This window comes from Tenacibaculum sp. L6 (genome assembly GCF_028823685.1).
In the GTDB taxonomy this organism is placed as follows: Bacteria; Bacteroidota; Bacteroidia; order Flavobacteriales; family Flavobacteriaceae; genus Polaribacter.
Genome location: NZ_JAPEHZ010000006.1, coordinates 35,160 through 60,214, shown reverse-complemented (window position 1 = coordinate 60,214; position 25,055 = coordinate 35,160). Strand labels below are relative to the sequence as shown.

Annotated in this window: 23 protein-coding genes; 11 read left to right on the top strand and 12 right to left on the bottom strand. The window is 32.2% G+C overall.

Annotated features, from left to right (window positions below; all coding sequences use genetic code 11):
• Positions 1 to 41 precede the first annotated feature (41 nt).
• A complete protein-coding gene (gene clpB, locus OU788_RS02460; protein WP_274633694.1) occupies positions 42 to 2,651 on the bottom strand; it encodes an ATP-dependent chaperone ClpB in 2,610 nt (869 codons plus the stop codon).
• Positions 2,652 to 2,805: 154 nt separating this feature from the next.
• Between clpB and ytxJ the strand changes: the two genes are divergently transcribed.
• Both ytxJ and OU788_RS02450 read left to right on the top strand, forming a co-directional pair.
• Entirely contained in the window at positions 2,806 to 3,198 is a 393-nt protein-coding gene (ytxJ, locus tag OU788_RS02455; protein ID WP_274633693.1) for a bacillithiol system redox-active protein YtxJ, read from the top strand.
• Positions 3,199 to 3,268: 70 nt separating this feature from the next.
• Entirely contained in the window at positions 3,269 to 4,825 is a 1,557-nt protein-coding gene (locus tag OU788_RS02450; RefSeq protein WP_274633692.1) for a DEAD/DEAH box helicase, read from the top strand.
• 123 nt (positions 4,826 to 4,948) lie between these two features.
• Here OU788_RS02450 and fahA read toward each other — a convergent pair whose 3' ends face one another.
• Positions 4,949 to 6,226 (bottom strand): fumarylacetoacetase, encoded by a 1,278-nt coding sequence (fahA, locus tag OU788_RS02445; RefSeq protein WP_274633691.1) that lies wholly within the window; start codon positions 6,224 to 6,226, stop codon positions 4,949 to 4,951.
• Positions 6,227 to 6,393: 167 nt separating this feature from the next.
• On the opposite strand from fahA, the gene glyA reads away from it, so the two are divergent.
• The gene (gene glyA / locus OU788_RS02440; RefSeq protein WP_274633690.1) at positions 6,394 to 7,668 is read left to right on the top strand and encodes a serine hydroxymethyltransferase; all 1,275 of its coding nucleotides are present in this window, start codon (positions 6,394 to 6,396) and stop codon (positions 7,666 to 7,668) included.
• 67 nt (positions 7,669 to 7,735) lie between these two features.
• Here glyA and rmuC read toward each other — a convergent pair whose 3' ends face one another.
• A complete protein-coding gene (gene rmuC / locus OU788_RS02435; protein WP_274633689.1) occupies positions 7,736 to 9,115 on the bottom strand; it encodes a DNA recombination protein RmuC in 1,380 nt (459 codons plus the stop codon).
• A gap of 106 nt (positions 9,116 to 9,221) precedes the next feature.
• Between rmuC and OU788_RS02430 the strand changes: the two genes are divergently transcribed.
• The 6 genes from OU788_RS02430 to OU788_RS02405 all read left to right on the top strand — a co-directional run bounded on the left by OU788_RS02430 (position 9,222) and on the right by OU788_RS02405 (position 12,873).
• Positions 9,222 to 9,788 carry a 1-acyl-sn-glycerol-3-phosphate acyltransferase gene (locus OU788_RS02430; RefSeq protein WP_274633688.1) on the top strand — a complete coding sequence of 189 codons (567 nt, stop codon included), beginning with the start codon at positions 9,222 to 9,224 and terminating at the stop codon, positions 9,786 to 9,788.
• A 65-nt stretch (positions 9,789 to 9,853) separates the two neighbouring features.
• Positions 9,854 to 10,408, top strand: a complete 555-nt coding sequence (locus OU788_RS02425; protein ID WP_274633687.1) for a DUF4251 domain-containing protein — start codon at positions 9,854 to 9,856, stop codon at positions 10,406 to 10,408.
• 41 nt (positions 10,409 to 10,449) lie between these two features.
• On the top strand, positions 10,450 to 11,049 hold the full coding sequence (locus OU788_RS02420; RefSeq protein WP_274633686.1) for a Crp/Fnr family transcriptional regulator: 600 nt from the start codon (positions 10,450 to 10,452) through the stop codon (positions 11,047 to 11,049).
• Positions 11,050 to 11,216: 167 nt separating this feature from the next.
• The gene (locus OU788_RS02415; RefSeq protein ID WP_274633685.1) at positions 11,217 to 11,561 is read left to right on the top strand and encodes a hypothetical protein; all 345 of its coding nucleotides are present in this window, start codon (positions 11,217 to 11,219) and stop codon (positions 11,559 to 11,561) included.
• A gap of 15 nt (positions 11,562 to 11,576) precedes the next feature.
• Positions 11,577 to 12,449 (top strand): pirin family protein, encoded by an 873-nt coding sequence (locus tag OU788_RS02410; RefSeq protein WP_274633684.1) that lies wholly within the window; start codon positions 11,577 to 11,579, stop codon positions 12,447 to 12,449.
• A 106-nt stretch (positions 12,450 to 12,555) separates the two neighbouring features.
• The gene (locus tag OU788_RS02405) at positions 12,556 to 12,873 is read left to right on the top strand and encodes a GNAT family N-acetyltransferase (protein WP_274633683.1); all 318 of its coding nucleotides are present in this window, start codon (positions 12,556 to 12,558) and stop codon (positions 12,871 to 12,873) included.
• A gap of 41 nt (positions 12,874 to 12,914) precedes the next feature.
• On the opposite strand, the gene OU788_RS02400 is transcribed toward OU788_RS02405, so the two are convergent.
• A complete protein-coding gene (locus tag OU788_RS02400) occupies positions 12,915 to 13,061 on the bottom strand; it encodes a hypothetical protein (protein WP_274633682.1) in 147 nt (48 codons plus the stop codon).
• A gap of 479 nt (positions 13,062 to 13,540) precedes the next feature.
• On the opposite strand from OU788_RS02400, the gene OU788_RS02395 reads away from it, so the two are divergent.
• Together OU788_RS02395 and OU788_RS02390 are read left to right on the top strand one after the other, a co-directional pair.
• The gene (locus OU788_RS02395; RefSeq protein ID WP_274633706.1) at positions 13,541 to 14,809 is read left to right on the top strand and encodes a multidrug effflux MFS transporter; all 1,269 of its coding nucleotides are present in this window, start codon (positions 13,541 to 13,543) and stop codon (positions 14,807 to 14,809) included.
• Between the two features lie 4 nt (positions 14,810 to 14,813).
• Positions 14,814 to 15,503, top strand: a complete 690-nt coding sequence (locus OU788_RS02390) for a pseudouridine synthase (protein ID WP_274633681.1) — start codon at positions 14,814 to 14,816, stop codon at positions 15,501 to 15,503.
• A gap of 60 nt (positions 15,504 to 15,563) precedes the next feature.
• Here the strand turns inward: OU788_RS02390 and OU788_RS02385 are convergent, their stop codons facing one another.
• The 8 genes from OU788_RS02385 to OU788_RS02350 all read right to left on the bottom strand — a co-directional run bounded on the left by OU788_RS02385 (position 15,564) and on the right by OU788_RS02350 (position 25,035).
• Positions 15,564 to 16,043 (bottom strand): Lrp/AsnC family transcriptional regulator, encoded by a 480-nt coding sequence (locus OU788_RS02385; protein ID WP_274633680.1) that lies wholly within the window; start codon positions 16,041 to 16,043, stop codon positions 15,564 to 15,566.
• 81 nt (positions 16,044 to 16,124) lie between these two features.
• Positions 16,125 to 17,087, bottom strand: a complete 963-nt coding sequence (locus OU788_RS02380; RefSeq protein ID WP_274633679.1) for a M14 family zinc carboxypeptidase — start codon at positions 17,085 to 17,087, stop codon at positions 16,125 to 16,127.
• A gap of 54 nt (positions 17,088 to 17,141) precedes the next feature.
• Entirely contained in the window at positions 17,142 to 18,608 is a 1,467-nt protein-coding gene (locus OU788_RS02375) for an aminotransferase class V-fold PLP-dependent enzyme (RefSeq protein WP_274633678.1), read from the bottom strand.
• Between the two features lie 123 nt (positions 18,609 to 18,731).
• A complete protein-coding gene (glmM, locus tag OU788_RS02370) occupies positions 18,732 to 20,126 on the bottom strand; it encodes a phosphoglucosamine mutase (RefSeq protein ID WP_274633677.1) in 1,395 nt (464 codons plus the stop codon).
• 153 nt (positions 20,127 to 20,279) lie between these two features.
• Positions 20,280 to 22,049 carry a 30S ribosomal protein S1 gene (rpsA, locus tag OU788_RS02365; RefSeq protein WP_047788829.1) on the bottom strand — a complete coding sequence of 590 codons (1,770 nt, stop codon included), beginning with the start codon at positions 22,047 to 22,049 and terminating at the stop codon, positions 20,280 to 20,282.
• Positions 22,050 to 22,236: 187 nt separating this feature from the next.
• Positions 22,237 to 23,577 carry a hypothetical protein gene (locus OU788_RS02360; protein WP_274633676.1) on the bottom strand — a complete coding sequence of 447 codons (1,341 nt, stop codon included), beginning with the start codon at positions 23,575 to 23,577 and terminating at the stop codon, positions 22,237 to 22,239.
• Between the two features lie 34 nt (positions 23,578 to 23,611).
• Positions 23,612 to 24,229, bottom strand: a complete 618-nt coding sequence (locus OU788_RS02355) for an IMPACT family protein (RefSeq protein WP_274633675.1) — start codon at positions 24,227 to 24,229, stop codon at positions 23,612 to 23,614.
• Positions 24,229 to 25,035: an EamA family transporter gene (locus OU788_RS02350; RefSeq protein ID WP_342454898.1), complete on the bottom strand. Its 807-nt coding sequence runs from the start codon at positions 25,033 to 25,035 to the stop codon at positions 24,229 to 24,231. Before OU788_RS02350 ends, OU788_RS02355 begins: the two co-directional genes overlap by 1 nt.
• Positions 25,036 to 25,055 lie beyond the last annotated feature (20 nt).

Here is a 25,055-nt window from a genome sequence, read left to right as displayed (position 1 = left end):
TATATATAAAAAAGAAAAGGGAGTTTTAAAACTCCCTTTTCTTATTCTTCGTTTCCAACCAAATCAGATTGATTTCTAAAAACCAACTGATCATCAAAGGCATCTAATAAAATAATACTATCAGTAGAAACTTTTCCTGATAAAATTTCTTTAGACAATTGATTTAAAACCTCTTTTTGAATTACACGTTTTACCGGACGTGCACCAAACTCGGGTTGATATCCTTTTTGTGCTAAGTAGTCAATAGCTTGATATGTAGCATCAAAAGTAATGTTTTGTTTCGCTATCATCTTTTTAACACTGTTTAATTGTAGTTTTACAATTTCTTTAATGTTTTCTTCTGAAAGCGGAGTAAACATGATAATATCATCAATTCTATTTAAAAATTCAGGTCTCACAGATTGTTTTAATAATCCTAAAACTTCTGTTTTAGCTAAATCCATAGTTGTATGAATGTCGCCTTTCATATTCTCAAATTTCTCTTGAATAATATGACTTCCCATGTTTGAGGTCATAATAATGATGGTGTTTTTAAAATCTGCAACACGACCTTTATTATCGGTTAATCTACCTTCATCTAATACTTGTAATAAAATATTAAAAGTATCAGGATGCGCTTTTTCAATCTCGTCTAACAACACAACAGAATAAGGTTTTCTTCGTACTGCTTCTGTTAATTGTCCGCCTTCATCATATCCTACATATCCAGGAGGTGCTCCAACTAATCTACTTACCGAATGACGTTCTTGGTATTCACTCATATCAATACGAGTCATGGCATTTTCATCATCGAATAAATATTCTGCTAATGCCTTTGCTAGCTCTGTTTTACCAACTCCTGTTGTTCCTAAGAATAAGAATGACCCAATAGGTTTATTCGGATTTTGTAACCCAGATCTTGAACGACGAACTGCATCAGAAACAGCTTCTATTGCTTCTTCTTGACCTACTACACGTCTGTGAAGTTCATCTTCTAGCTTCAGTAATTTTTCACGTTCAGATTGTAACATTTTAGTTACAGGTACTCCTGTCCATTTAGCAACTACTTCAGCGATATCGTCATAGGTAACTTCCTCTTTGATTAGAGAGTTTTCTTGTTGACTAGCTAATATTTTTTGTTGCTCATCAAGTTGTTCTTGCGCTTCTTTAATTTTACCGTAACGTAATTCAGCTACTTTTCCGTAATCACCATTACGTTCTGCTTTTTCAGCTTCTAATTTATAGTTTTCAATATCAGTTTTTAAGCTCTGAATAGTATCAACCACACTTTTTTCTGATTGCCATTTCGCATTGATTTCGTTACGCTCTTCTTTTAAATTGGCTAAATCAGCATTTAAGGACTTTAGTTTAGGTTCGTCGTTTTCACGTTTAATCGCTTCAATTTCAATCTCTAACTGCATTATTTTACGATCTAACACATCCAATTCTTCTGGTTTAGAATTGATTTCCATACGTAATTTAGATGCAGCTTCATCCATTAAATCTATCGCCTTATCTGGTAAAAAGCGATTGGTGATATAACGTTGTGATAATTCTACCGCACCAATAATAGCTTCATCTTTAATACGAACCTTGTGGTGTGCTTCATATTTATCTTTAATACCTCGTAAAATAGAAATAGCACTTTCAGTATCTGGTTCATCTACCATTACTTTTTGAAAACGACGCTCTAACGCTTTATCTTTTTCAAAATACTTTTGATACTCGTCTAGAGTAGTAGCCCCAATTGCTCTCAATTCTCCACGTGCTAAGGCTGGTTTTAAAATGTTTGCAGCATCCATGGCACCTTGACCACCACCAGCACCTACTAAAGTGTGGATTTCGTCAATGAAAAGAACAATGTTTCCTTCAGATTTCGAAACTTCTTTTACTACCGACTTTAAACGCTCTTCAAATTCACCTTTATATTTCGCACCAGCGATTAAAGCTCCCATGTCTAAAGAAAAAATTTGTTTATCCTTTAGGTTTTCAGGAACATCACCACGGATGATACGATGTGCTAATCCTTCCGCAATAGCCGTTTTACCAGTACCTGGTTCACCTACTAAAATAGGATTGTTCTTAGTTCTACGTGATAAAATCTGTAAAAGACGTCTAATTTCTTCATCACGACCAATAACAGGGTCTAATTTCCCGTCTTGTGCTAACTGGTTTAAGTTTTTAGCATATTTATTTAACGAATTGTAGGTTTCTTCTGCACTTTGTGAAGTAACACGATTGCCTTTACGTAATTCTTCAATAGCAGCTGTTAAACTCTTTTCAGTAACACCTTGATCTTTTAATACCTGAGCTATTTGACTTTTCGATTTGAAAATAGCTAAGATTAAATGCTCAATTGAAACGTACTCATCGTTCATTTTTTTTGCGATAATAGCAGCTTCGTTCAATGTTTTATTTGCTTCACGAGAAAGCATTAAATCTGCTCCAGTAACTTTAGAAAAACTTTCTAGTTGTTTGTCTAAAATTTGCTGTATAACATCAATATTAATGTTAAGTTTCTTTAAAATGAAAGGAAGCACATTTTCATCGACTAAAAATAGAGCTTTAAAAATGTGTTCGTTTTCTATAAGGTTGTTACCATAGCTTTGCGCTAATTGTTGCGCTTGCTGTATGGTTTCTTGTGATTTTATTGTATAATTGTTAAAATTCATAATCGTTTTATTTTTTCACTGTAAAAGTCAAAATTAATACCAAGTCTATTTTTAACGTTAAAAACGACATTTTGTCTTTAAAAAGTGTGTTTAAACTGACTTTTTGACTGATGCAAAGTAGTGATAGTTAAGTTGATATTAAATTAAGAAATATATGGGAATGTTGGATAGTTTTTTTGGAAATAAGAATGCAGATAAATCTGGTAAGGAATCGTTTATAAAATGGATTCCGTTAACGACTATTGAACAGTTAGAAGCTATTAAAAATCAATCAGAAAATGAACCTGTAGCTATTTTTAAGCATTCAACTCGATGTGGTATTAGTAGCATGGTTATTAAACGTTTTGAAAATAGTTTTGATGAAGAATTGAAAGATTTAAAAGTGTATTATTTAGACTTGTTGAGTTATAGAGATATTTCGAATGAAATTTCGGCTCAATTTCAAGTAATACATCAATCTCCTCAATTATTGATAATTAAAAAAGGAGCGGTAATAGAACATGCTTCTCATTATGATATTTCAAAAGTAGATTTGAAAAAAATCTAAAAAAACTCCTGATTTTAGTGGGATTTCCTTAAATACCTCGTATTTTTGCATATTTCAAAATTATAGAGATTTGAGTAACGAAACAGCAACTTCACAACCAAAGAAAGGAAAAAATTTATACGATTATCAAAAAGAAGCATTAAACAAAATTTTTAAAAGTTTTGAAGATGCTCCAGAGAATTACCACTTGTTATATCAACTTCCTACTGGAGGTGGTAAGACAGTTATTTTCTCTGAAATTACACGTCAATATTTAAAGCATCATCAAAAGAAAGTATTGATAATGACGCACCGAATTGAGTTATGTAAGCAAACTGCAAAAGTGCTTACTGAATTTGGTGTTGAGAATAAAATTATAGATAGTAAAGCAAGCTTAGAAGATCAAGATAAATACGATTGCTTCGTAGCAATGGTAGAAACATTAAACAATCGTTTAAACGACGATATGTTAGATATTTCTGATGTTGGATTGGTAATTATTGATGAGGCGCACTACAATTCATTTACTAAATTATTCAAGTTTTTTGAAAAGTCTTTCATTTTAGGGGTAACTGCGACTCCTTTGAGTTCTAATATTAAACTTCCTATGAAAGATAATTATGATGAGTTGATTGTTGGGGAGAGTATAGGTTCTTTAATAGAAAATGAATACTTAGCAAAAGCAAATGTTTTTTCTTACAACGTTGGATTAACCTCTTTAGAAGTAGGAGCAAATGGAGATTATACCGTAAAATCATCTGAAGATTTATATACCAACACCGACATGCTTTCTAAGTTATTACAAGCTTATGAAGAACGTGCTAAAGGAACTAAAACGTTGATTTTTAACAATGGTATTAATACTTCTTTACACGTATTTGATACGTTTAAAAGAGCAGGATATCCTATTGCGCATTTAGATAATACAAATACTAAAAAAGAACGTGATTTAATATTAAAATGGTTCCATAAAACACCAAATGCGATAATTACTTCAGTAAGTATTTTAACAACAGGGTTTGATGAGCCATCAGTTAAGTCAATCATTTTAAACAGAGCTACAAAATCGTTAACACTTTATTATCAGATGATTGGTCGTGGTTCGCGTGTATTACCTGGTAAATCTGATTTTAATGTGATTGATTTAGGAAATAACTTCCACCGTTTCGGTCCTTGGGGAGCAGATTTAGATTGGCAAAAAATGTTTAGAGCGCCTAACTTCTACTTAGATAATTTATTATCTGATGAAGAGATAGAAAGTGATTTTAGATATGAATTACCAGCAGAAGTAAAAGCAGAATTTGCTAATTCTGAAGATTTATACTTTGATGTTAAAAAAGTATATAGAGATACGATACAAGGAGGTGAATCTTCTAAAAGAGTGTTAGAAAAATCTATTGAACATCATGCTAAAATGTGTGTTGAAAACAGTGAAGATGTTTTTGATGCTTTGATACTAGCTAAAATGTTAGGTGGAGACATTGATGATAGAATTTACAGATATTCAAAATGTATTTCTAAAAGTACTCATAACTTTATTGATTGGTTACAAGATGATTATCGTAAAAAATTAAACACGTATTTACGTGGCAATTTTGACGAGGTATACGAGCAAATCCATGGTCATCCACCACCAGAAGAGGAGTAGGGATGTTAGAAAGTGAAAAACTAAAAGTGAAAAATTAAACTTTCTAATAATCCAAGAATCAAACAAAAAAATCCGACTCTTTAAAAAGAATCGGATTTTTTGCTTTCTATACTTTTTGGCTGGTTATTTTGCAGGTAAAACTTTACCAGAACATTCACCAAAACCTATACGAACTTTATCATTTTTACAATATCCACGCATAATCACAGTGTCATTATCATTGATGAATTTACGCTCGCTACCATCATTCATTTTAATAGGGTTTTGACCTCTCCAAGTTAATTCTAACATAGAACCAAAACTATCTTGTGTTGGACCAGAAATAGTACCACTACCCATCATATCTCCAGCATTTACAGGACATCCGTTTACCGTGTGATGTGCCAATTGTTGTACCATTGTCCAATACATGTACTTGAAATTAGAGTTACAAACAACAGTCTCTTCTTTTCCTTCTGGTTGAATAGCCATTTGTAAATTAATATCGTAACTGTCTTTTCCTTCCTTTTTTAAGTAAGGTAATGGTTCAAATACTTGTTTAGGATTGTCTACTCTAAAAGGCTCTAAAGCATCTAAAGTAACTATCCAAGGAGAAATTGTTGATGCAAAGTTTTTTCCTAAGAAAGGCCCTAAAGGAACATATTCCCAAGCTTGAATATCACGAGCAGACCAGTCATTAAATAATACCAATCCAAAGATATATTCCTCTGCTTCTTCAATAGGAATTCTGTCACCTAAATCGTTTGCTACTGTTGTAATAAAGGCCATCTCTAATTCAAAATCTAATAATTTTGAAGGTCCAAAGTTAGGCGTAGTTTCTCCTTCGTTAGGGCGTTGTTGTCCTACAGGACGACGAATTGGAGTTCCTGATGGTACGATTGAAGAACTTCTTCCGTGGTAACCAATAGGAATTTGTAACCAGTTTGGTAATAATGCGTTTTCAGGATCTCTAAATAGGCTTCCTACGTTAGTGGCATGTTCTTTACTTGCGTAAAAATCAGTATAATCTCCTACAGAAACAGGAAGTTGCATTTCAACTTCATCCATTCTAAAGATTATCTTGTCTTTGTGTTCAGCGTTATCTCGTAGCTTACTGTTTTTTACATCAAAAATATCTGCAATTCTATTACGAACTAAACGCCAAGTTTTACGTCCGTCAGCAATAAAATCGTTTAAAGTATCTTGTAAAAAAATGTCATCTGTTAATGGGATTCCGTCAAAGTATCCTAATTGGTGTAAGGCACCTAAATCAATAGCGTAATCACCAATTCTAGTACCAATAGTTATAATATCGTCTTTAGTTAGAAAAACCCCAAAAGGTATGTTTTGAATAGGGAAATCTGAGTCTTCAGCCACAGTTAACCAAGATTTTCTATTCGGATTATTAGCAGTTATTTCCATTTATCGTTTTTGTTATATTTTCATCAAACCTACATATTTTTTTCAATTTACCCCAAAAAGATGAGTAAAAAAAATGTGAAAGTGTATTTAGAAACACTTCTTGTAAAATCTGTAAAAATTGAAGAATAAAATTAGTACTTTTGGCTCTTTATGTAACAACACACAACATGCAAAAAGATCATCAAATATTTGATTTAATTCAAGAAGAAAAAGAGCGTCAGCTAAACGGATTAGAGTTGATTGCTTCTGAAAATTTTGTAAGCGACCAAGTAATGGAAGCTCAAGGATCGGTTTTAACAAATAAATATGCTGAAGGATATCCACAAAAACGTTATTACGGTGGATGTGAAGTAGTAGATATCGTAGAGCAAATTGCTATTGATAGAGCTAAAGAACTTTTCGGTGCTGAGTATGTAAACGTACAACCTCACTCTGGAAGTCAAGCGAACACAGCCGTTTTTGCTGCATGTTTAAAGCCAGGAGATACTATTTTAGGATTTGATTTATCTCACGGAGGTCACTTAACTCACGGTTCGCCAGTAAACTTTTCTGGTAAATTATACAACCCAGTATTTTACGGAGTTGATAAAGAAACGGGATATATTGACTATAACCACTTAGAGCAACAAGCTAAGGAACATAAACCTAAATTAATCATTGCAGGAGCTTCAGCGTATTCACGTGATATCGATTTTAAGAAATTTAGAGAGATTGCTGATAGCGTTGGAGCTATTTTAATGGCTGATATTTCACACCCAGCAGGATTAATTGCTAAAGGAATTTTATCTGATCCTTTACCACATTGTCATATTGTTACTACAACAACTCACAAGACGTTACGTGGGCCTCGTGGTGGTATGATTATGATTGGAAAGGATTTTGAAAACCCATTTGGAGAAAAATTAAAATCAGGAAAATTAAAGAAAATGTCTACGTTGATAAATTCTGCGGTTTTCCCAGGAAATCAAGGTGGACCATTAGAGCATGTTATTGCTGCTAAAGCGGTTGCTTTTGGTGAAGCATTAACAGATGAATTCTTAGATTATCAAATCCAAGTAAAAGAAAATGCGCAAGCAATGGCGAAAGCATTTGTAGCAAAAGGATATGAAATTATTTCTGGAGGTACAGATAACCACTGTATGTTAATTGATTTACGTAACAAAAATATTACAGGAAAAGCTGCTGAAGAAGCATTAGGAAAAGCGGAGATTACTGTAAACAAAAACATGGTTCCGTTTGATACGGAGTCTCCATTCGTAACTTCTGGTATTCGTGTGGGTACTGCTGCAGTTACTACACGCGGTTTAAAAGAAGCAGACATGGAAGTTGTTGTGGACTTAATTGATGAAGCTTTAATGAATGCTGACAACGAAGAGGTATTAGAAGCCGTAGGAGAGAAGGTGTTTGATTTAATGCACCACAGACGTTTGTTTATCATGTAGAAGGTGATGCCTTCGAATAAGGTATAGATAAAAAGGTCGCTCTAAAATATTTTAGAGCGACCTTTTTTTATTCGTCATTATCTTGAGCTCGTTCAAGAATTTTTTCTGGAAGTGCTTTTTTAGCTTTGGCTCCCATTTTCTTGAGTTTTTCAACACTCGTAATTAAGTTTCCACGACCTTCTACTAATTTATTCATAGCAGCGGAATAATCGGCTTTTGTGCCATCTATTTTCTTACCAATGTTCACTAAGTCGATTAATAGCCCTTGAAATTTATCGTATAAAGCACCTGCTTGACGTGCTATTTCTAAAGCATTACGTTGTTGTTTCTCGTTATTCCACATCGTATCAATGGTACGTAACGTAGCTAATAACGTGGTAGGAGTAACAATCACAATATTTCTTTCAAAAGCTTTATTATATAAGGTGTTGTCTTCATTTAAAGCTACTGCAAAAGCAGGTTCAATCGGTACAAAAAGCAACACAAAATCAGGGGATTCTATTTTGTAGATGTCTTCATATTTCTTTTCTGAAAGTTGCTCTACGTGACGCTTTAATGAGTTTACATGATCCTTTAAAAAGCGCTCTTTTTCTATATCATCTTCAGTATTAATAAATTGCTCGTAAGCAGTTAATGATACTTTAGAATCGACAACCATTTTTTTGTTGTCTGGTAAATGAATTACCACATCGGGCATAATACGTTTACCTTCTTCATTGGTAAAAGATTGTTGTACAAAATACTCACGGTCTTTTTCTAAACCAGATTTTTCTAACACACGCTCTAAAACCAATTCTCCCCAGTTTCCTTGAGTTTTACTATCTCCTTTTAAAGCTTTGGTAAGGTTAATCGTTTCTTTACTCATTTGAGCATTTAATTCTTTTAAACTTAATAATTGCTCTTTTAAAGCAGAATGCATAGAAATGCTCTCTTTTTGAGTGTCTTCAACCTTCTTTTCAAAAGTTTGTATTTTTTCTTGAAGCGGATTTAAAATATCCTTAATGTTCTTTTTATTTTGTTCTGTAAACTTATTCGATTTTTCATCTAAAATCTTGTTAGCTAAGTTTTCAAACTCTTTGGTGAATTTATCCTGTAGTTTTTCTACTTCCTCTTTATTTTCATTCAGCTTTAACTGTAAGTTTTTCAATTCTTCATTTTTTCTAGCTAATTCAATAGAAGAAAATTCCTTTTCACGACGTAATTCACTATTTTCTTTAGTTTTTTCATCTAATCGTTTTAAAAAATCTTCTTTTTGCTGAGAAAAAAGGACTTCCTTTTCTCTTTTTTGAACTTCAAAATTAGCTTGATTGTTTTGTAACGAAGCAATCTCTTTTTCTAAATCGGTAGTTTGTTGTTTAAACTTTAATTTAGAAAGCAGATTTCCAATAATAAACCCAATAACAAGGGTACTAATAGCAATTAAAACGAGTAAAAGAGTGGTATTCATTAGGTTGTTTAAAAGTTTATTGAATGAACAAATATAGGACAAGATAGGTTAAATTTATTTGATTTTTATAAGGAAAACCGTATCATTGACCTTTATAACTGTTAGAATGATATCTAAATTTATATTTCACAAAGTTTTAGGCTGGAAGTTGGCAGGAGATTTTCCTAGAGATTTAAAAAAGTATGTGGTTATTGGTGCACCGCATACGAGTTGGAAAGATTTTCCTATTGCTATTTTAGCAAGAAACACTTATGGCGTTAAAATCAATTTTATAGGAAAGGCTTCCTTATTCAAACCGCCATTCGGGTTTATTTTTAGAGCGTTAGGGGGTTCACCAGTTGATAGAAGTAAAAGCACCAATAAGGTAGAAGCTATTGTGAATTTGTTTAACGAACACGATGAATTTCGTTTAGCATTATCTCCTGAAGGAACTCGAGCGAAAATAACAGAATGGAAAACAGGTTTTTATTATATTGCTAAAGGAGCCAATGTACCAGTAGTAATGTTTGCTTTCGATTTTGAAAATAAACAAATTATAGTAGCTCCTCCATATTACTTAACTGAGGATATGAATTTTGATATGAATCATATTTATGATTTTTACAGAGATATAAAAGGAGCAAAACCCGAATTGTTTTACGTACCAGAAAAGAGTAAAACAAACGTTAAATAGTTTAGTATTCTTGAAAATTTCCTCAGATTTGAGTATCTTGTATAGGTTTTAAAATCATATATAATATGAAAAGGTATAGCATTTTAGTAGGTGTAGTTTTTATACTGTTTAGTTGCGCCTCTTCAAGAACAGCAACTCAAGCAGAAATAGATAATTTAAAAGCTCTTATTGAAAGTAAAACTTTCGAGATAGAATCTGAATGGGCAGAGCCTCAAGCTACGCTTGCGATGACACAAATAGCTAATGCAGGAATGTTACCTAATGGGAGTAGTGCAGGAAATATAAATTTAATAGGAAATGCAAATTTCTTTAAAATGAAAGGAGATACTGTTTCAGCCTATTTACCTTATTTTGGAGAGCGTCAATCAGGTGGATCTTACGGTGGTACAGATATTGGAATTGTGTTTGAAGGAGAGCCAGAAAACTTAACGATAACTGAAGCCAAAGAGAATAGTTATAAAATTAACTTCAAAATAAAAGATAAAAATAATATTACCGAAAATTACAATGTAATAGTTAGAGTATATCCTAGTTTATCTACTTCTATTTATGTTATGAGTAATCAAAAAAAGTCTATAAATTATCGTGGTAGGGTAGTTAACAAAACTCCAAAAGAATAAACAAAGTTGTGTAAATATTCTTGATAGCATATATTAGATGTATGGAGTTACCCAACTTAAAGCAACATTTTATTGAAAAAGGCGGATTATCTGAAAAAGATTATGCCTCAATACAATCATATATTCAAACAAAAAAAGTTTCTAAAAACGACTTCTTATTAAAGCAAGGAGCAATTTGTTCGCATTTCTTTTTTGTAGAACAAGGTTTGTTACGTATGTATGCGCTAAATGAAGAGGGAAAAGAAAATATTTTACAATTTGCTACAGAGGGATGGATAGTAAGCGACAGAGGAAGTGTTTTTTTTCAAGAACCTTCTACGTATTTTATTGATGCTGTTGAAGATACACTAGTTGTAATGTTCGATGAGCATTTTATAAATGAAATATCAAAAATAAACACTGATTTTAGAGAAAAAAACGAGCAGTTATTACAAAATCATATTCGACATTTATATAAACGTATCAGTCAGTTATTAGGGGTGTCAGCAAAAAGTCGTTACTTAGATTTTGTGAGTATGTACCCCGATATTATGCTTCGAGTACCTCAATGGATGATTGCTTCTTACTTAGGAATTACCCCAGAAAGCTTAAGTCGAGTTCGTAAAGCACTTGCAGAAGAAAACTTCAAACCACACAAATAACACTTCTTACCATAGGTCAATGCATATCCTTTTTTGTTGCAGTAATTTTACAGTAAATAAAAAGTAGAGGTCAACTCACTTAATATTTCAGAAAAAATAAACTGAATTCATTTCGATGTTAATCATCGAATAATTAATCCCATTTAATGGGTAAAAAAGGATTTATTATGAGACATTTAAAAACATTAGTTGTAACAGAAAGTACAACAATGCCTAAAATTTTAAACTGGCAAGTTTCAACTGTTAGTAATGTCGAAACAGCCATTGAAAAATTACATCAACAACCGTATAATGTGTTAGCTATTTCAGAAGAAATAAATGAAATAGATAGAAATAAATTAAAGAAAATAATTACAGTACTATTTCCTGAAGCGATTGTAGTAACTTATAAAGAAGAGACAACACTTTCAGAAAATGTAAAAAAAGCATATTGGTCTAAAAACAAACCAGGAGCACAACGTAATTATTTAGACAATTCATTTGAAATAAAACTAGCATGTAGTTTAAATTAATAAAAGGATAGAAAGATGAAAACAAGAAGTATAGAAAGAGTCGTAAAACCAGGAGCTCCGCATTTTGTAGGAGACGGATTTAGAGTACATAATTTTATTCCAGGAAGCTCAAGTATGCAGCGTATGGATCCGTTTATTATGTTAGATTATAATTCAAAATATAATTTCCCTCCAACAGATAAACCTAAAGGTGTAGGTGTACACCCTCATAGAGGTTTTGAAACCGTAACTATCGCCTATAAAGGACGTGTAGAGCATGGAGATAGTGCAGGAGGAGGAGGAATTATTGGTGAAGGTGACGTACAATGGATGACCGCAGCTTCTGGAGTTTTACACAAAGAGTTTCATGAAACTCAATGGAGTAAAACAGGAGGAGAGTTTCAAATGGTGCAATTGTGGGTAAATCTTCCAGCAAAGGATAAAATGAGTCCGCCAAAATATCAAGCAATTGCAAATGCTGAAATGGCTAAAGTTCAGTTACCAAATAATGAAGGAGAAGTAGAGGTAATTGCAGGAGATTATGAGGGAAATAAAGGGCCAGCTTCAACATTTTCTCCAGTAAACATGTTTAATGTACGATTAAAAAAAGGAGCAAAAACACAATTAACATTTCCTGCGCATTATACTACTTCAATTTTAGCTGTAGAAGGAAGTGTAAAGGTAAATGAAACGGAAAATGTTTTGCAAGATCACTTTGCTTTGTTTGCAAATGATGGAGATACTTTTGCTCTAGAAGCTCTAGAAGACACTGTTGTTTTAGTATTAAGTGGTGAACCGCTAAATGAGCCTATTGCAGCTTATGGTCCTTTTGTAATGAATACTCAAGAGGAGTTGGTGGAAGCATTTCAAGACTTCAACACAGGAAAGTTTGGATATTTAGAAGATTAACTCTACATTTAAAAAGCAACTAAAATTCAACGAGTTGCTTTTTAAATTTACAATAAAAGAGGTCTGTTTAGAAGTTTCTAGCAGCCTTATAAAAACTATTTATAAAATGAAAGAAGAATTTCTAACCATACCGCTTGTAAAAAACGAAAAGGAACATCGTTTTGAGATAGAAGTTGAAGGAATCATTGCTTTTATAGATTATAAAGAAACACATAGCCAAATAGCTTTGGTACATACCGAAGTGCCAGAAATAATAGGAGGTAAAGGTGTTGCTGCAGCTTTGGTAGAAAAAACGTTGAACTATCTTGAAGAACACCATAATTCATTGTTACCATTTTGTCCTTATGTATTCGCTTATATAAAAAAACATCCAGAATGGAAGCGTATTGTAGATAAACGTTTTAATGGTTATGATAAATTGTAAAGAATGAAATAGAAGAGAAGTAGAGTTGCATTTTGTAAGGTTTATTTAGAGTTCTTTTTAGGTAATACTTCCTCAGGGAAAGGGAATAAAATTGTTGTATTTTTCTCTACAGCAATGTTAGAAAGTGTTTGATACAAACGTAGTTTAATAGCTGAAGGCGATTGATCTAATACCGAAAAGATAAGCATTTTGATTTTATAAAAGCAATCTATTGTTTAGCTGATAGAATCGTGTATTTGAATTTTTAATGATCCAAGTACTAAAATATTGTAAAGAATTAATAAAGGTTATAGGATATTTCACATAATAGTATAGAATTATAACTTACAAAATCAATTATCTATATTTGTTCTATAATTAATATTATGTTAAATAGTAATTGTTTAAAGAAGAAAAAATAGCTGAAAAACCTCTTTCTTTAATTATATAATTTTTGTTCGTCGTTTGTCTACTTTCAGAAAAAATAAAAAAATTAGTTTTTTTTAACAAAAAAAGTAGGGTTTATTAAAAGATTCCTGTTTTATGTTATGTAAGATGTATTTATAATATTAGACGCTGTTTAGGAAGCCCCCTTCAACCTATACATTTTTTGTTTCACTACAATTCATTCCTAACAGCGTCAAAATTTAATTAGACTTTTAAAGTCGTGATATTGTTTGTTTAAAGGCTGTTTTTTAACAGCCTTTTTTTATACAATTTTAACTTTAAACAAAAACAAAGGCAGTACTTTTGCCCAATGCAAGAAAATAACCAATCAAAGTTAGAGTTTATCGCTCTAATGGCGTCTTTAATGTCGCTTGTAGCACTATCAATAGACGCATTACTCCCAGCTTTAGAACACATAGGTATCAGTATTAACATTCAAGAATCTTCTAACGATAGTCAGTTGTTAGTGACAATGATTTTTTTAGGTTTAGGATTTGGACAATTAATTTCAGGGCCAATTTCTGATACTTTAGGAAGAAAACCAGTTATTTATGGTGGATTTGTACTTTTTGTAATCGCTAGTTTTATTTGTGTTAGTGCAACAAGTTTAGAAATGATGGTTGTGGGAAGAATTTTACAAGGAATAGGGCTTTCTGCACCAAGAACCATAAGTATCGCAATGGTTCGAGATAGTTTTAGTGGTAATTACATGGCGAAAATCATGTCATTCATTGTAGTTATTTTTATTTTAGTTCCTGTAATAGCCCCTGCACTAGGAAAAATTATGCTCGATTCTTACGGATGGAAATCTATTTTTTATAGTCAGTTAATTTTTGGAATTTTAGTGATGTTTTGGCTGTGGAAGCGTCAACCAGAAACACTTAAAGAAGAAAATAGAATTAAATTCTCTTTTGCTTTATTTTCAGACGGCTTAAAAGAATTTATAAAATACAAACAAGCAACTGTGTTTACCATAATTTCCGGTTTTATAACAGGATCTTTTATGGTTTATCTAAGTGCTTCTCAACAAATTTTTCAAGAGCAGTATTTATTAGTAGATGAGTTTCCGTTCATTTTTGCTGGGTTGGCTATTTCTGTCGGATTTGCTACATTTTTAAACGGTTCATTTGTAATGAAATTCGGAATGCACAAATTGGTGTCGTTCTTCTTAATCATATTTACCTTAGTACCTTTAATTTATGTGGGATTATTTTACCAAAAAGAGAATCCAAGTATAACCATTTTATTGGTGTTCTTTGCTTTGCAGTTTTTTTCTATCGGATTTTTATTCGGGAACCTACGTGCTTTAGCAATGCAACCTGTTGGGCATATTGCGGGCATTGGGGCTGCTATTAACGGATTTGTATCAACGATTATGGCAGTACCAATTGCAACGGTAATAGGTAGATTTGTTAGTACCACTACCCTTCCACTTTTTATCGGATTTTTTATTTGCGGCGCTTTATCTTTAGCGCTAGTAAAACTAACAAAACTTAAACAGGAAAATTAATATTATGAATGTATCAATTCTTTACGAAGACGATTATATAGTGTGTGCATCAAAACCTAATAATGTGGTTGTACACCATGCGCATCACTCTAGAAATGTGGCAGATGAAGCTTCATTATTGCAGTTATTACAAGAGCAATGTGGTGAAAAAATGTATCCTATACATCGTCTTGATAGAAAAACATCAGGAATACTATTGTTAGCTAAAAAAAGTGAGTATGTTGCTAAGTTTCAAGAATTGTTTACGAATAATCAAATTCAAAAAACATACTATGGAATTGTAAGAGGACATGCTCCTGAAGCAAAAATTATCGATTCTCCTGTAAAAGGAAGAGATGCAAATGTGCATAAAGAAGCAGAAACTCATTTAGAAATGTTAAAAACAGTTACTGTTGATATTCCTGTGAAACCGTACGATACTTCAAGATATAGTTTGGTGAAATTAATGCCTAAAACGGGTAGATTACATCAGCTGCGTATTCACATGAATAAAATTAGTCACCCGTTAATTGGAGATCCTAAATACGGAGATAAAAATCACAATATGATGTTTCTTGAAAATTTTAATTGTGAAAATCTCTTTTTGCATGCGCGTTCTTTAGAATTTATTCATCCCTATTCAAATGAAAAACTAGAAATCATAGCTGAATTACCTGAAGATTGGAATACAGTCTTTGAAAGATTTGGTTGGTAAAAAATAAAACAAAAAAGGGTTACGAATTTCGTAACCCTTTTGTGAAAAATACTTTTCAAATTAAATATCTTGGAAAATAGCGTGCATTAAACGTTTTTTATCGTTAATGCTTTCTTCAAGCGCTATCATAGTTTCAGTTCTATTTACTCCGTGAATATCATCTATTCTATAAATAATATCTTTTGCGTCAGCAGTATTTTTAGCACGAACTTTACAGAAAATATTATACTTTCCTGCTGTTACATAAGCAACTGTAACGTTAGATATTAAACGTAAATTGTCTAATACATGTTGAGTCATAGATGTTTTATCTAAGAAAACTCCTACATGGGCAATAAACGAGTATCCCATTTTTTCATAATTCAAGGTTAATGTTGACCCTTGAATAATACCTTCATCTTCCATCTTTTTAACACGTACATGGATAGTACCAGCAGATACTAACAACTTTTTTGCAATGTCTGTAAAAGGTGTACGAGCGTTTTCAATTAAAATGTCTAAAATTTGATGATCGATTTCATCTAGTATGAACTTCTTCATTTTTTGTTTTCTTCAAGTAATATTGCTAAAATATAGATTTTTTATAAAAAACTTAAGTTTTGTTTAAGGAAAAATAAATTTTTAACTATTTTTTGTGAATTCTTTATGAGCTAAATATGAAGATAAATTTCCTTCTTTTTCTTTTGTTAAAACCAGTGCAAATTTACCATTTTCTATAGTTTCTACATACTGAAAAGCAACATCTTTTTCATTATTTTTTGAGCGATAAATCACATCGTAGAAATTCTTGATATTGTTAGGAATAGCTAAATAATCTTGATAAGAACTAAAGTCGTTATTTATTGAAATATGGTAAATTCCTTGTAGTAATGCATAGAAATTATACTTTCTTACCTCTTCCCTATCGTAATCATCAGGAAAATGGCCTGCTTCAATTAATATTGTATTGTGTCCTATTTTTTGAAAATTATCTCCTGTAGCAGTTGGGTAAAATTCATCAGTATAACGACCAATATGATTTGGTATAATTTCTTGTAACAATTTATTCATTGCTACAATAACATTCATCGTTTCTTTTCTGCCTTCAGTAATTTTGCGTGTTTCTTCTTCAGAAGGAGCCAAAAAAGATATCGTAGCAGTATTGGTAGTACCTTCTACTCCAAAAATGGTTCTTTGATCGTGTAAGTTGAAGCAAAACTGCGGATTAACTTCTTCTAAAATTTTACGTAATAACTTACTTTCTTTCGCTTGTAACTCAACAGCGTCTCTATTTAAATCAACATTATTAGCATTGACACGTGTATAGGCTTGTGCTCCATCAGGATTTAGCATAGGAACGATGGTAATACTACAATTGTTTACAATTGCCTTAGTAATTTCATGGTCTGGAAAACGCTGAATAAAGTTTAAAAAATCGAAAACAGCTTTGGTTCCGGTACTTTCATTACCGTGCATCTGGCTCCAAATAAAAATTCTCTTTTCTCCTGTTCCAAATTTCAACTGATAAATAGCTCTCTGCTGCTCTGACTCACCAATTATTTTTGTTTCAATTTTAGAATTTTGTAAGTCAAAATACAAAGGCAATCTTTAATTTTTAAATAGTTTTCTTCTAAAAAAGAGCTACTAATGTGTGTCATATTATAACGAAAACCAATCAGCTACTAGCTGTTTTTCAATAGGTTCAACAGTTTTATGTACATAATCGTTTTTACCCATATCGTATTCATAGTCTTTGGACCATTCTTCAATATTTTCAGCTAACGATTTTAACGAATCACAAATAAATTGTACTTCTTCATTTGTAATAGTTGGGTGAACCGATAAACGTACCCAACCTGGTTTTTCTGTACTACAACCTCCTAAAATTTGTCCCTTTATTTCATTTGATCTGGTTTGATCTACATTTAATAAAAAGTGTCCGTAAGTTCCAGCACAAGAACAACCTCCTCTGGTTTGAATACCAAAACGATCGTTTAATAACTTAACGACTAAGTTAAAATGGTATTTTTCAAAGTAAAAAGAAAAAATACTTAAGCGATCTTTATGGTTAGGAGCTAAAATTTGAACTCCCTCTAGATTTTCTAGACAATTAAAAATGATCGGATTAATTTCATCCTCACGTTCTTTAATTTTATCGGTACCCATTTGATTTTTTACCTGAATACACAATGCTATTTTTATCGTTTGTAAAAAAGCTGGTGTACCTCCATCTTCACGAGTTTCAACATCATCAAAATAATCATGTTGTCCCCACGGATTTGTATAACTCACAGTTCCTCCACCTGGGTTATCAGGAACCATATTTTTATATAATTTCTTATTGAAAATCAATACTCCCGATGTACCTGGACCTCCTAAAAACTTATGTGGAGAAAAGAAAATAGCATCTAAATACTCTTCTTCATTTTCTGGATGCATATCAATGTCTACATACGGTGCAGAACAAGCAAAATCAACAAAACATAAACCACCATATCTGTGAATTAGAGAGGCTACTTTATGGTAGTCAGTTTTGATTCCTGTAACATTAGAACCAGCAACAATTGACGCAATTTTGATAGGTCTGTCTAAATATTGTTTAATCGTTTCTTCAAACTTATCTAAACACACTAAACCTTCTTCGTTAGAGGGTACCACTACTACATCTGCAATAGTTTCAATCCAAGAAGTTTGGTTTGAATGATGTTCCATATGACTAACAAAAACAATAGGTCTTTTTTCATCAGGAACTTGCGTGTTTTCTTTAAGATTTTCAGATACTTTGAGTCCTAAAATACGTTGGAATTTATTTACAACTCCTGTCATACCAGAACCTTCGGTAATTAATACGTCATCTACAGAAGCATTTACATGACGTTTTATAATATTACGAGCTTCATGATATGCAAGTGTCATAGCTGCTCCTGATGTAGACGTTTCTGTATGTGTATTGGCTACAAAAGGGCCGAATTTATGCAACAATTGCTCTTCGATAGGTCTGTATAATCTTCCACTAGCAGTCCAATCAGTATATACCATTTTCTTTTCGCCATAAGGTGTTTGAAAAGTTTGGTCAATTCCTACAATATTTCTTCTGAACTTATCAAAATACTGTTCTAAATCCATAATTATAATCTGTGTTGTTTGTTGTGGTGATAAAATTACTCGTATGCCACTAGGTAGCCTAAAATAATTAGAATATTAACGTATTTATAACATTTTGTTAGAAGCTCGTAATTTTTACGGTCTTTACGCTATTATTTCTTTTATTTCAGTAATAAATCTTTCAGCTAAAGCATCTGCATTTTGTTGACTAGTGCTTTCTGTATAAATTCTGATGATAGGCTCGGTATTTGACTTACGTAAATGTACCCACTCTTCAGCAAAATCAATTTTTACACCATCAATAGTGTTTACATCTTCATTTTTATAGTTATTAGCCATTGTTTCTAAAATCTTATCAACATCAATTTGTGGTGTTAACTGGATTTTATTTTTGCTCATAAAGTAGCTAGGATATGAATCTCTTAAGGCTTTACAAGATATTTTTTTATGAGCCAAATGTGATAAGAATAACGCAACTCCTACCAACGAATCACGTCCATAATGAGATTCTGGATAGATAATTCCTCCGTTACCTTCTCCTCCAATTACAGTATTGGTATCCTTCATCATTTGTACTACGTTCACCTCTCCTACTGCGCTTGCCGTGTATGTTCCTCCATGTTTTTCAGTAACATCTCGTAAAGCTCTTGAGGATGATAGGTTAGAAACAGTGTTACCACCTCCTAATTGACCTAAAATATAATCGGCACAAGCTACTAAAGTGTATTCTTCTCCAAACATAGAACCATCTTCAGAAATTAGCGCTAAACGGTCTACATCAGGATCTACTACAATACCTAAATCTGCTTTTTCCTTGACTACTAATTCAGAAATATCCGTTAAGTGTTCTTTCAAAGGTTCTGGATTGTGTGGAAAGTGTCCGTTGGGTTCACAATATAATTCTACACATTTTACTCCTAATTCTTTTAGTAAAGCAGGAATAGCAATACCTCCAGTAGAGTTTACACCATCAACAACAACTTTAAATTTCACTTTTTTGATGGCTTTCTTATCTACTAAATCTAGTTTTAAAACTTCTTTGATATGCTTCTTTATGTAGTTCTTCTTTTTTCTATACGCTCCTAAATCGTCAACTTCAGCAAACTCAATTGTGGCATCATTTTCAGCAATCTTTAAAATGTCTGCTCCATCTTCACCATTTAAAAACTCTCCTTTTTCATTCAATAATTTTAAAGCATTCCACTGTTTTGGATTGTGTGAAGCAGTTAAAATAATACCTCCATCCGCTTTTTCTAAAGGGACAGCAACTTCAACCGTTGGTGTTGTAGATAAACCTAAATCGATTACATTAATACCTAAACCTACTAAGGTATTTGCGACTAAGTTACTTATCATTTTACCCGAAATACGGGCATCTCTACCTATTACAATGGTAATTTTTTCTTTTTCGGAGTTTTTCTTTTTTATAAACGTACCGTAAGCTGCTGCAAATTTTACAGCATCTATAGGTGTTAAATTGTCACCTGTATTTCCGCCTATGGTACCTCTAATACCTGATATCGATTTAATAAGTGTCATATTAATTTTAATTGATGAGCAAATATAAAGCTATTTAAGAAAGTATCCTTTAAAAAGAGTAAGCTTTAACTGTAACATTTGTTACATAAGGAACTAAAAAAACCGTTAAACTTTACAGCTTAACGGTTTATACATTTTAAGAAATTGTTCGGATTATTTTCCTTCCATTTTCTTCTTTAATTCAGCTAATCCACCGATATCTCCTAAAGTAGTTTTTTCTACTTCTTGAGCTTTTGCAGCAGCAGCTTTGATGTTCTTTTGTTCTTCTTCTCTAAAGATAGAAGTATGAGAAACAACAATTCTACGGTATTCTTTACTAAACTCAGTTACTTGGAACTTAGTTTCATCACCTTTAGCTAATTTACCTCCGTCTTCTTTTTCTAAGAAACGAGTTGGAGCGAAAGCTTCAACACCATCAGCAAATACTACAGTTGCACCTTTATCATTTTTCTCTTTGATAGTACCTTCGTGGATAGATCCGATTGTATAAGTAGATTCATGAGCATCCCAAGGGTTATCTTGAGTTTGCTTGTGACCTAAGTTTAATTTACGGTTCTCTACGTCTAATTCTAATACTTGAACTTCTAATTGATCACCTACAGTTACGAAATCTGATGGGTGCTTAATTTTCTTAGTCCAAGATAAATCAGATATATATACTAATCCATCAATACCTTCTTCTAACTCTACGAATACACCAAAGTTAGTGTAGTTACGTACAGTACCAGTGTGTTTAGAACCTACTGGGTATTTAGTAGTAATATCTGTCCATGGATCTGGGTGTAATTGCTTCATACCTAAAGACATTTTACGCTCTTCGCGGTCTAATGTTAAGATTTGAGCTTCTACTTCATCACCAACTTTTACGAAATCTTGTGCAGAACGTAAGTGAGTTGACCATGACATTTCAGATACGTGGATTAATCCTTCTACTCCTTCTTCAACCTCTACAAATGCACCATAATCAGCTAAAACAACTACTTTACCTTTTACTTTATCACCAACTTTTAAGTCAGCATTTAAAGCTTCCCATGGGTGAGCAGATAATTGTTTTAATCCTAATTGAATTCTTGACTTGTTATCATCAAAGTCTAAGATTACAACGTTTAATTTTTGATCTAACTCAACAACTTCGTTCGGGTGGTTGATACGAGACCAAGATAAATCAGTAATATGAATTAATCCGTCAACACCTCCTAAGTCAACAAATACACCATAAGAAGTAATGTTTTTAACAACACCTTCTAGTACTTGTCCTTTTTCTAATTGACCGATAATTTCACGTTTTTGATCTTCTAAATCAGCTTCGATTAATGCTTTATGAGATACTACTACGTTTTTAAATTCGTGGTTGATTTTCACAACTTTGAATTCCATAGTTTTTTCTACATATTGATCGTAGTCACGGATAGGCTTCACATCAATTTGAGAACCTGGTAAGAATGCTTCAATACCAAATACATCAACGATCATACCTCCACGAGTTCTACACTTAACAAAACCGTTAACGATTTCACCAGTTTCGTGTGCATTGTTAACACGATCCCAAGCTTTGATTACACGTGCTTTTTTGTGAGATAATACTAATTGACCTGAAGAGTCTTCTCTTTTGTCAACTAATACTTCTACTTTGTCTCCAACAGCTAAATTTGGGTTGTAACGGAATTCGTTTAACGAAATTACACCTTCAGATTTAGAGTTAATGTCGATAATAGCATCACGATCAGTAATACGTACTACTTCACCTTCGATAACATCGCGCTCGTTTACGAACCCTACAGTACCTTCTAAGGCTTTTTCAAATTCTTTTAATTTAGACTCATCAACTTCATCAATACCTTCTTCGTATTTGTGCCAGTTAAAGGTTGCTAAAAATTCTGCTGGATTTACAGCTTCTGCTGTGTTTTTTGTTTCTTCAGACATGTCTGAAATAAATATTTGTATCTTTTTGTTAACCAGATTTTTAACGATACTAACGCCAAGAGAAATTAAACTTAATAAATGTTATTTTCTATCCTTTTTAAATCTGTACTCGTAAAAAGGCCTGCAAATTTACGAATAATTATTGAAGTAACCTAAAATGTTTTGAACTTAAGTAAGTTAAGATATATTATAGCTTTATTAATTCATCTATAATAAACCTATATGTTAATAGAATAGTTATATTTTGTTTGGTCAGCCCATTCAAGTTTGGAGATAATTCAGCAATATCTTGTAAATATTCAAAGCTAGTTTTGTTTGGAGTATCATAAATAGTTCCCCAGTCTAACCCTAAAAGCACGTCGTGTCTTTTGAATTTAAATTTAGTTCCAATTACAAAGTGTATCTGATTTCCATCTAAAATAGTGTTTCTCAATTTTGTTAATGAAACCTTTTTGTTTTCGTAGGCTAAATTATTTGTTCTAAAACCTCCTGATAATTCTAATGTTGGACTTATTTGATGTGAATACCCTACTCCAAAGTTAATAACTGATTTATTACCATTGACCCAGGAAAAAGCAGAGTTTCCGGATTTTATATTTGCGACTTTATAATCAGATATTCCAGTGTGATAACTGGTACTTAACCATAATTTACTATTTTTATTTACTAGAAAACTATATCCGATAGAAAACTCCCAAGGAGTTCGTATCTCTGGAGATATATCATTATCTACAATTTGCCTGCCTAAACTATGGTCACTATCTATTCTGGTTAATTCTCCTGTATAATATCCATCTTTTAAAATTCTCAAATACTTTGGAGTAGTTATTGTAAAACCAAAGTCGTGTTTATTAGTATCGTATAAAAAACCTATTTTAGTTATAAAACCTGTGTTATCATAACTGCTAGTTTGTTCAGAGTTAAAGTAGCTATTAGAAGTGTTATTAGCTGTATTTAGTTCTTCTAAAAATACTTTATTTCTATATTCAAAGTTAGAAATACTTAGAAACTGACTAATACCTAGGTAAATATTTGATGTTAATTTAAAACTTGTTCCAACTCCAAACCAATCATCTTCGCCTTTATATTCATATTCAAAGTACTGTGTATTTAAAAGGTTACTGTTTATGGTTTCTCTTTTTGCATTAAAAAAATCTGTTAACTCGCTTTTACTTATTTTAATAAATGCTAATTCAATATTTTTTAAATTAAATTTAAAAGATATAAGAGAAGGTTTTAGCCCATAATTAGTATTTATTTCGCTGCTTTCCCTTGCTCCCCAAAAGCTATTAAAACCAAAGCTACGAATTACAGGCTGAAATAGAGATATACTTACTTGAGAAGGAACTTTGTGTATTCCTGCAGGGTTATAAAAAGTCATACTTTCATCATCTGCTCCAGCAGTTATAGCACCTCCTAACATAGATCCTCGTATACCAAACTGTTCAGTATTATACAAAAAGTTTTGAGCTTTTATGCTCTTAATGGGTAAAACCATTAAAAAGAGGATGATAATATTTTTTCTCATTAACTTCATTTTTTTTCAAAGCCTCTATTAGTGTTTAATCTACTAATTTAATCTCCACCTTAAACAGATTATCAAAAACTTCAAAAATACTTTCAGCTTCTTTTTTACGTACTGAAATGGTATACTCGCAGTCTAATTCTAATTTTTGATTAATAATATCTAGGTTTCGTTCTTTGATAATACGTTGTACTTTATTCATCATATCGTACCCGAACTTTAACTTATAATGAATATCTATGGTTTTCTCAATAATTTCAGAGGCTTCTAAAGCTAATTGCGCTGAAGCTCGATAGGCGTTAATTAATCCTCCTACTCCAAGTTTGGTTCCTCCAAAATAACGTACAGAAACAATTAAAATATTGGTTACATCAAAAGATTGTATTTGTCCATAAATTGGTTGCCCTGCTGAATTACTCGGCTCCCCATCATCATTAGCACGAAAACGAATCTTTTCTGTTCCCAATTGCCACGCATAACAATGATGACGTGCAGTATGATGTTGTTTACGGAGTTCTTCTAAACGTTCTTTAATATCTTCCTCAGTAAAAACAGGAAAAGCATACCCAAAAAACTTACTGTTTCGGTCTTTAAATAAGGTTTCCTCAGAGGGTTTGGTAATTGTTTTGTAAGTGTCTTTTATTTCTTCATTCATTATGCCGAAACTACTAATAAAATACTAATTATGGCAAGCCCAATACCAAGCCAATTTTTTTTGACCAATTTTTCTTTAAAAAATGTAAGAGCAAACACGGTGGTTAATATAACTATAGACACATTATTTATGGTAAAAACTGTAGAACTTTCAAGCCCCTTTGTTTGTAATGCTTTTAATAAAAATTCCATAGAATAATAGTTGGGGACTCCTAAAGCAATCCCTCCAAGGAACGTTTTCCATTCAAATACTCCTTTTTTATTTAGTAACTGAGCTGTTAAAATAAAAAAACCAAAAAATAAAGCGCATCCAAAAATAGTTGATAAGAACATTGGTAATGCTTCTTTAGGTACGTAAGTAGTTTCAGTATACTTTAATAATGTATCAATACTCCCTGACCCTAAAAAAAGTAATAAAGGAAATAACAAGTTTTTAAATTTTACTGAAGAAGTATCACTTTTTGCTGAAGATAAATACACTGCTACCAGCGCAAGTATAATCCCGATGATTTTTACAAAACCAATACTTTCATTGTAGAGAAAAATTCCTAAAACAACAGGAATTACGACCGACATTTTTCCAGCCACAGAAGCAACAGAAAGTCCATTTTTTTGAGCAGTGATTCCCATTACAAGGAATACGGTAATAAATAAGAAACCTAAGATGGTAGCTCCTAAAAACCAAGGTTGCTGCGGGATTTGAGTTACAGAAAGTGAAATTTCTGAATGCACAAATCCGAAACACAATGCTACCGCATAGTTTAAAACAATGGCTTGAAATGTATTTACTTTGTAAACATCAAACAATTTAAAGATTACAAAGAGTA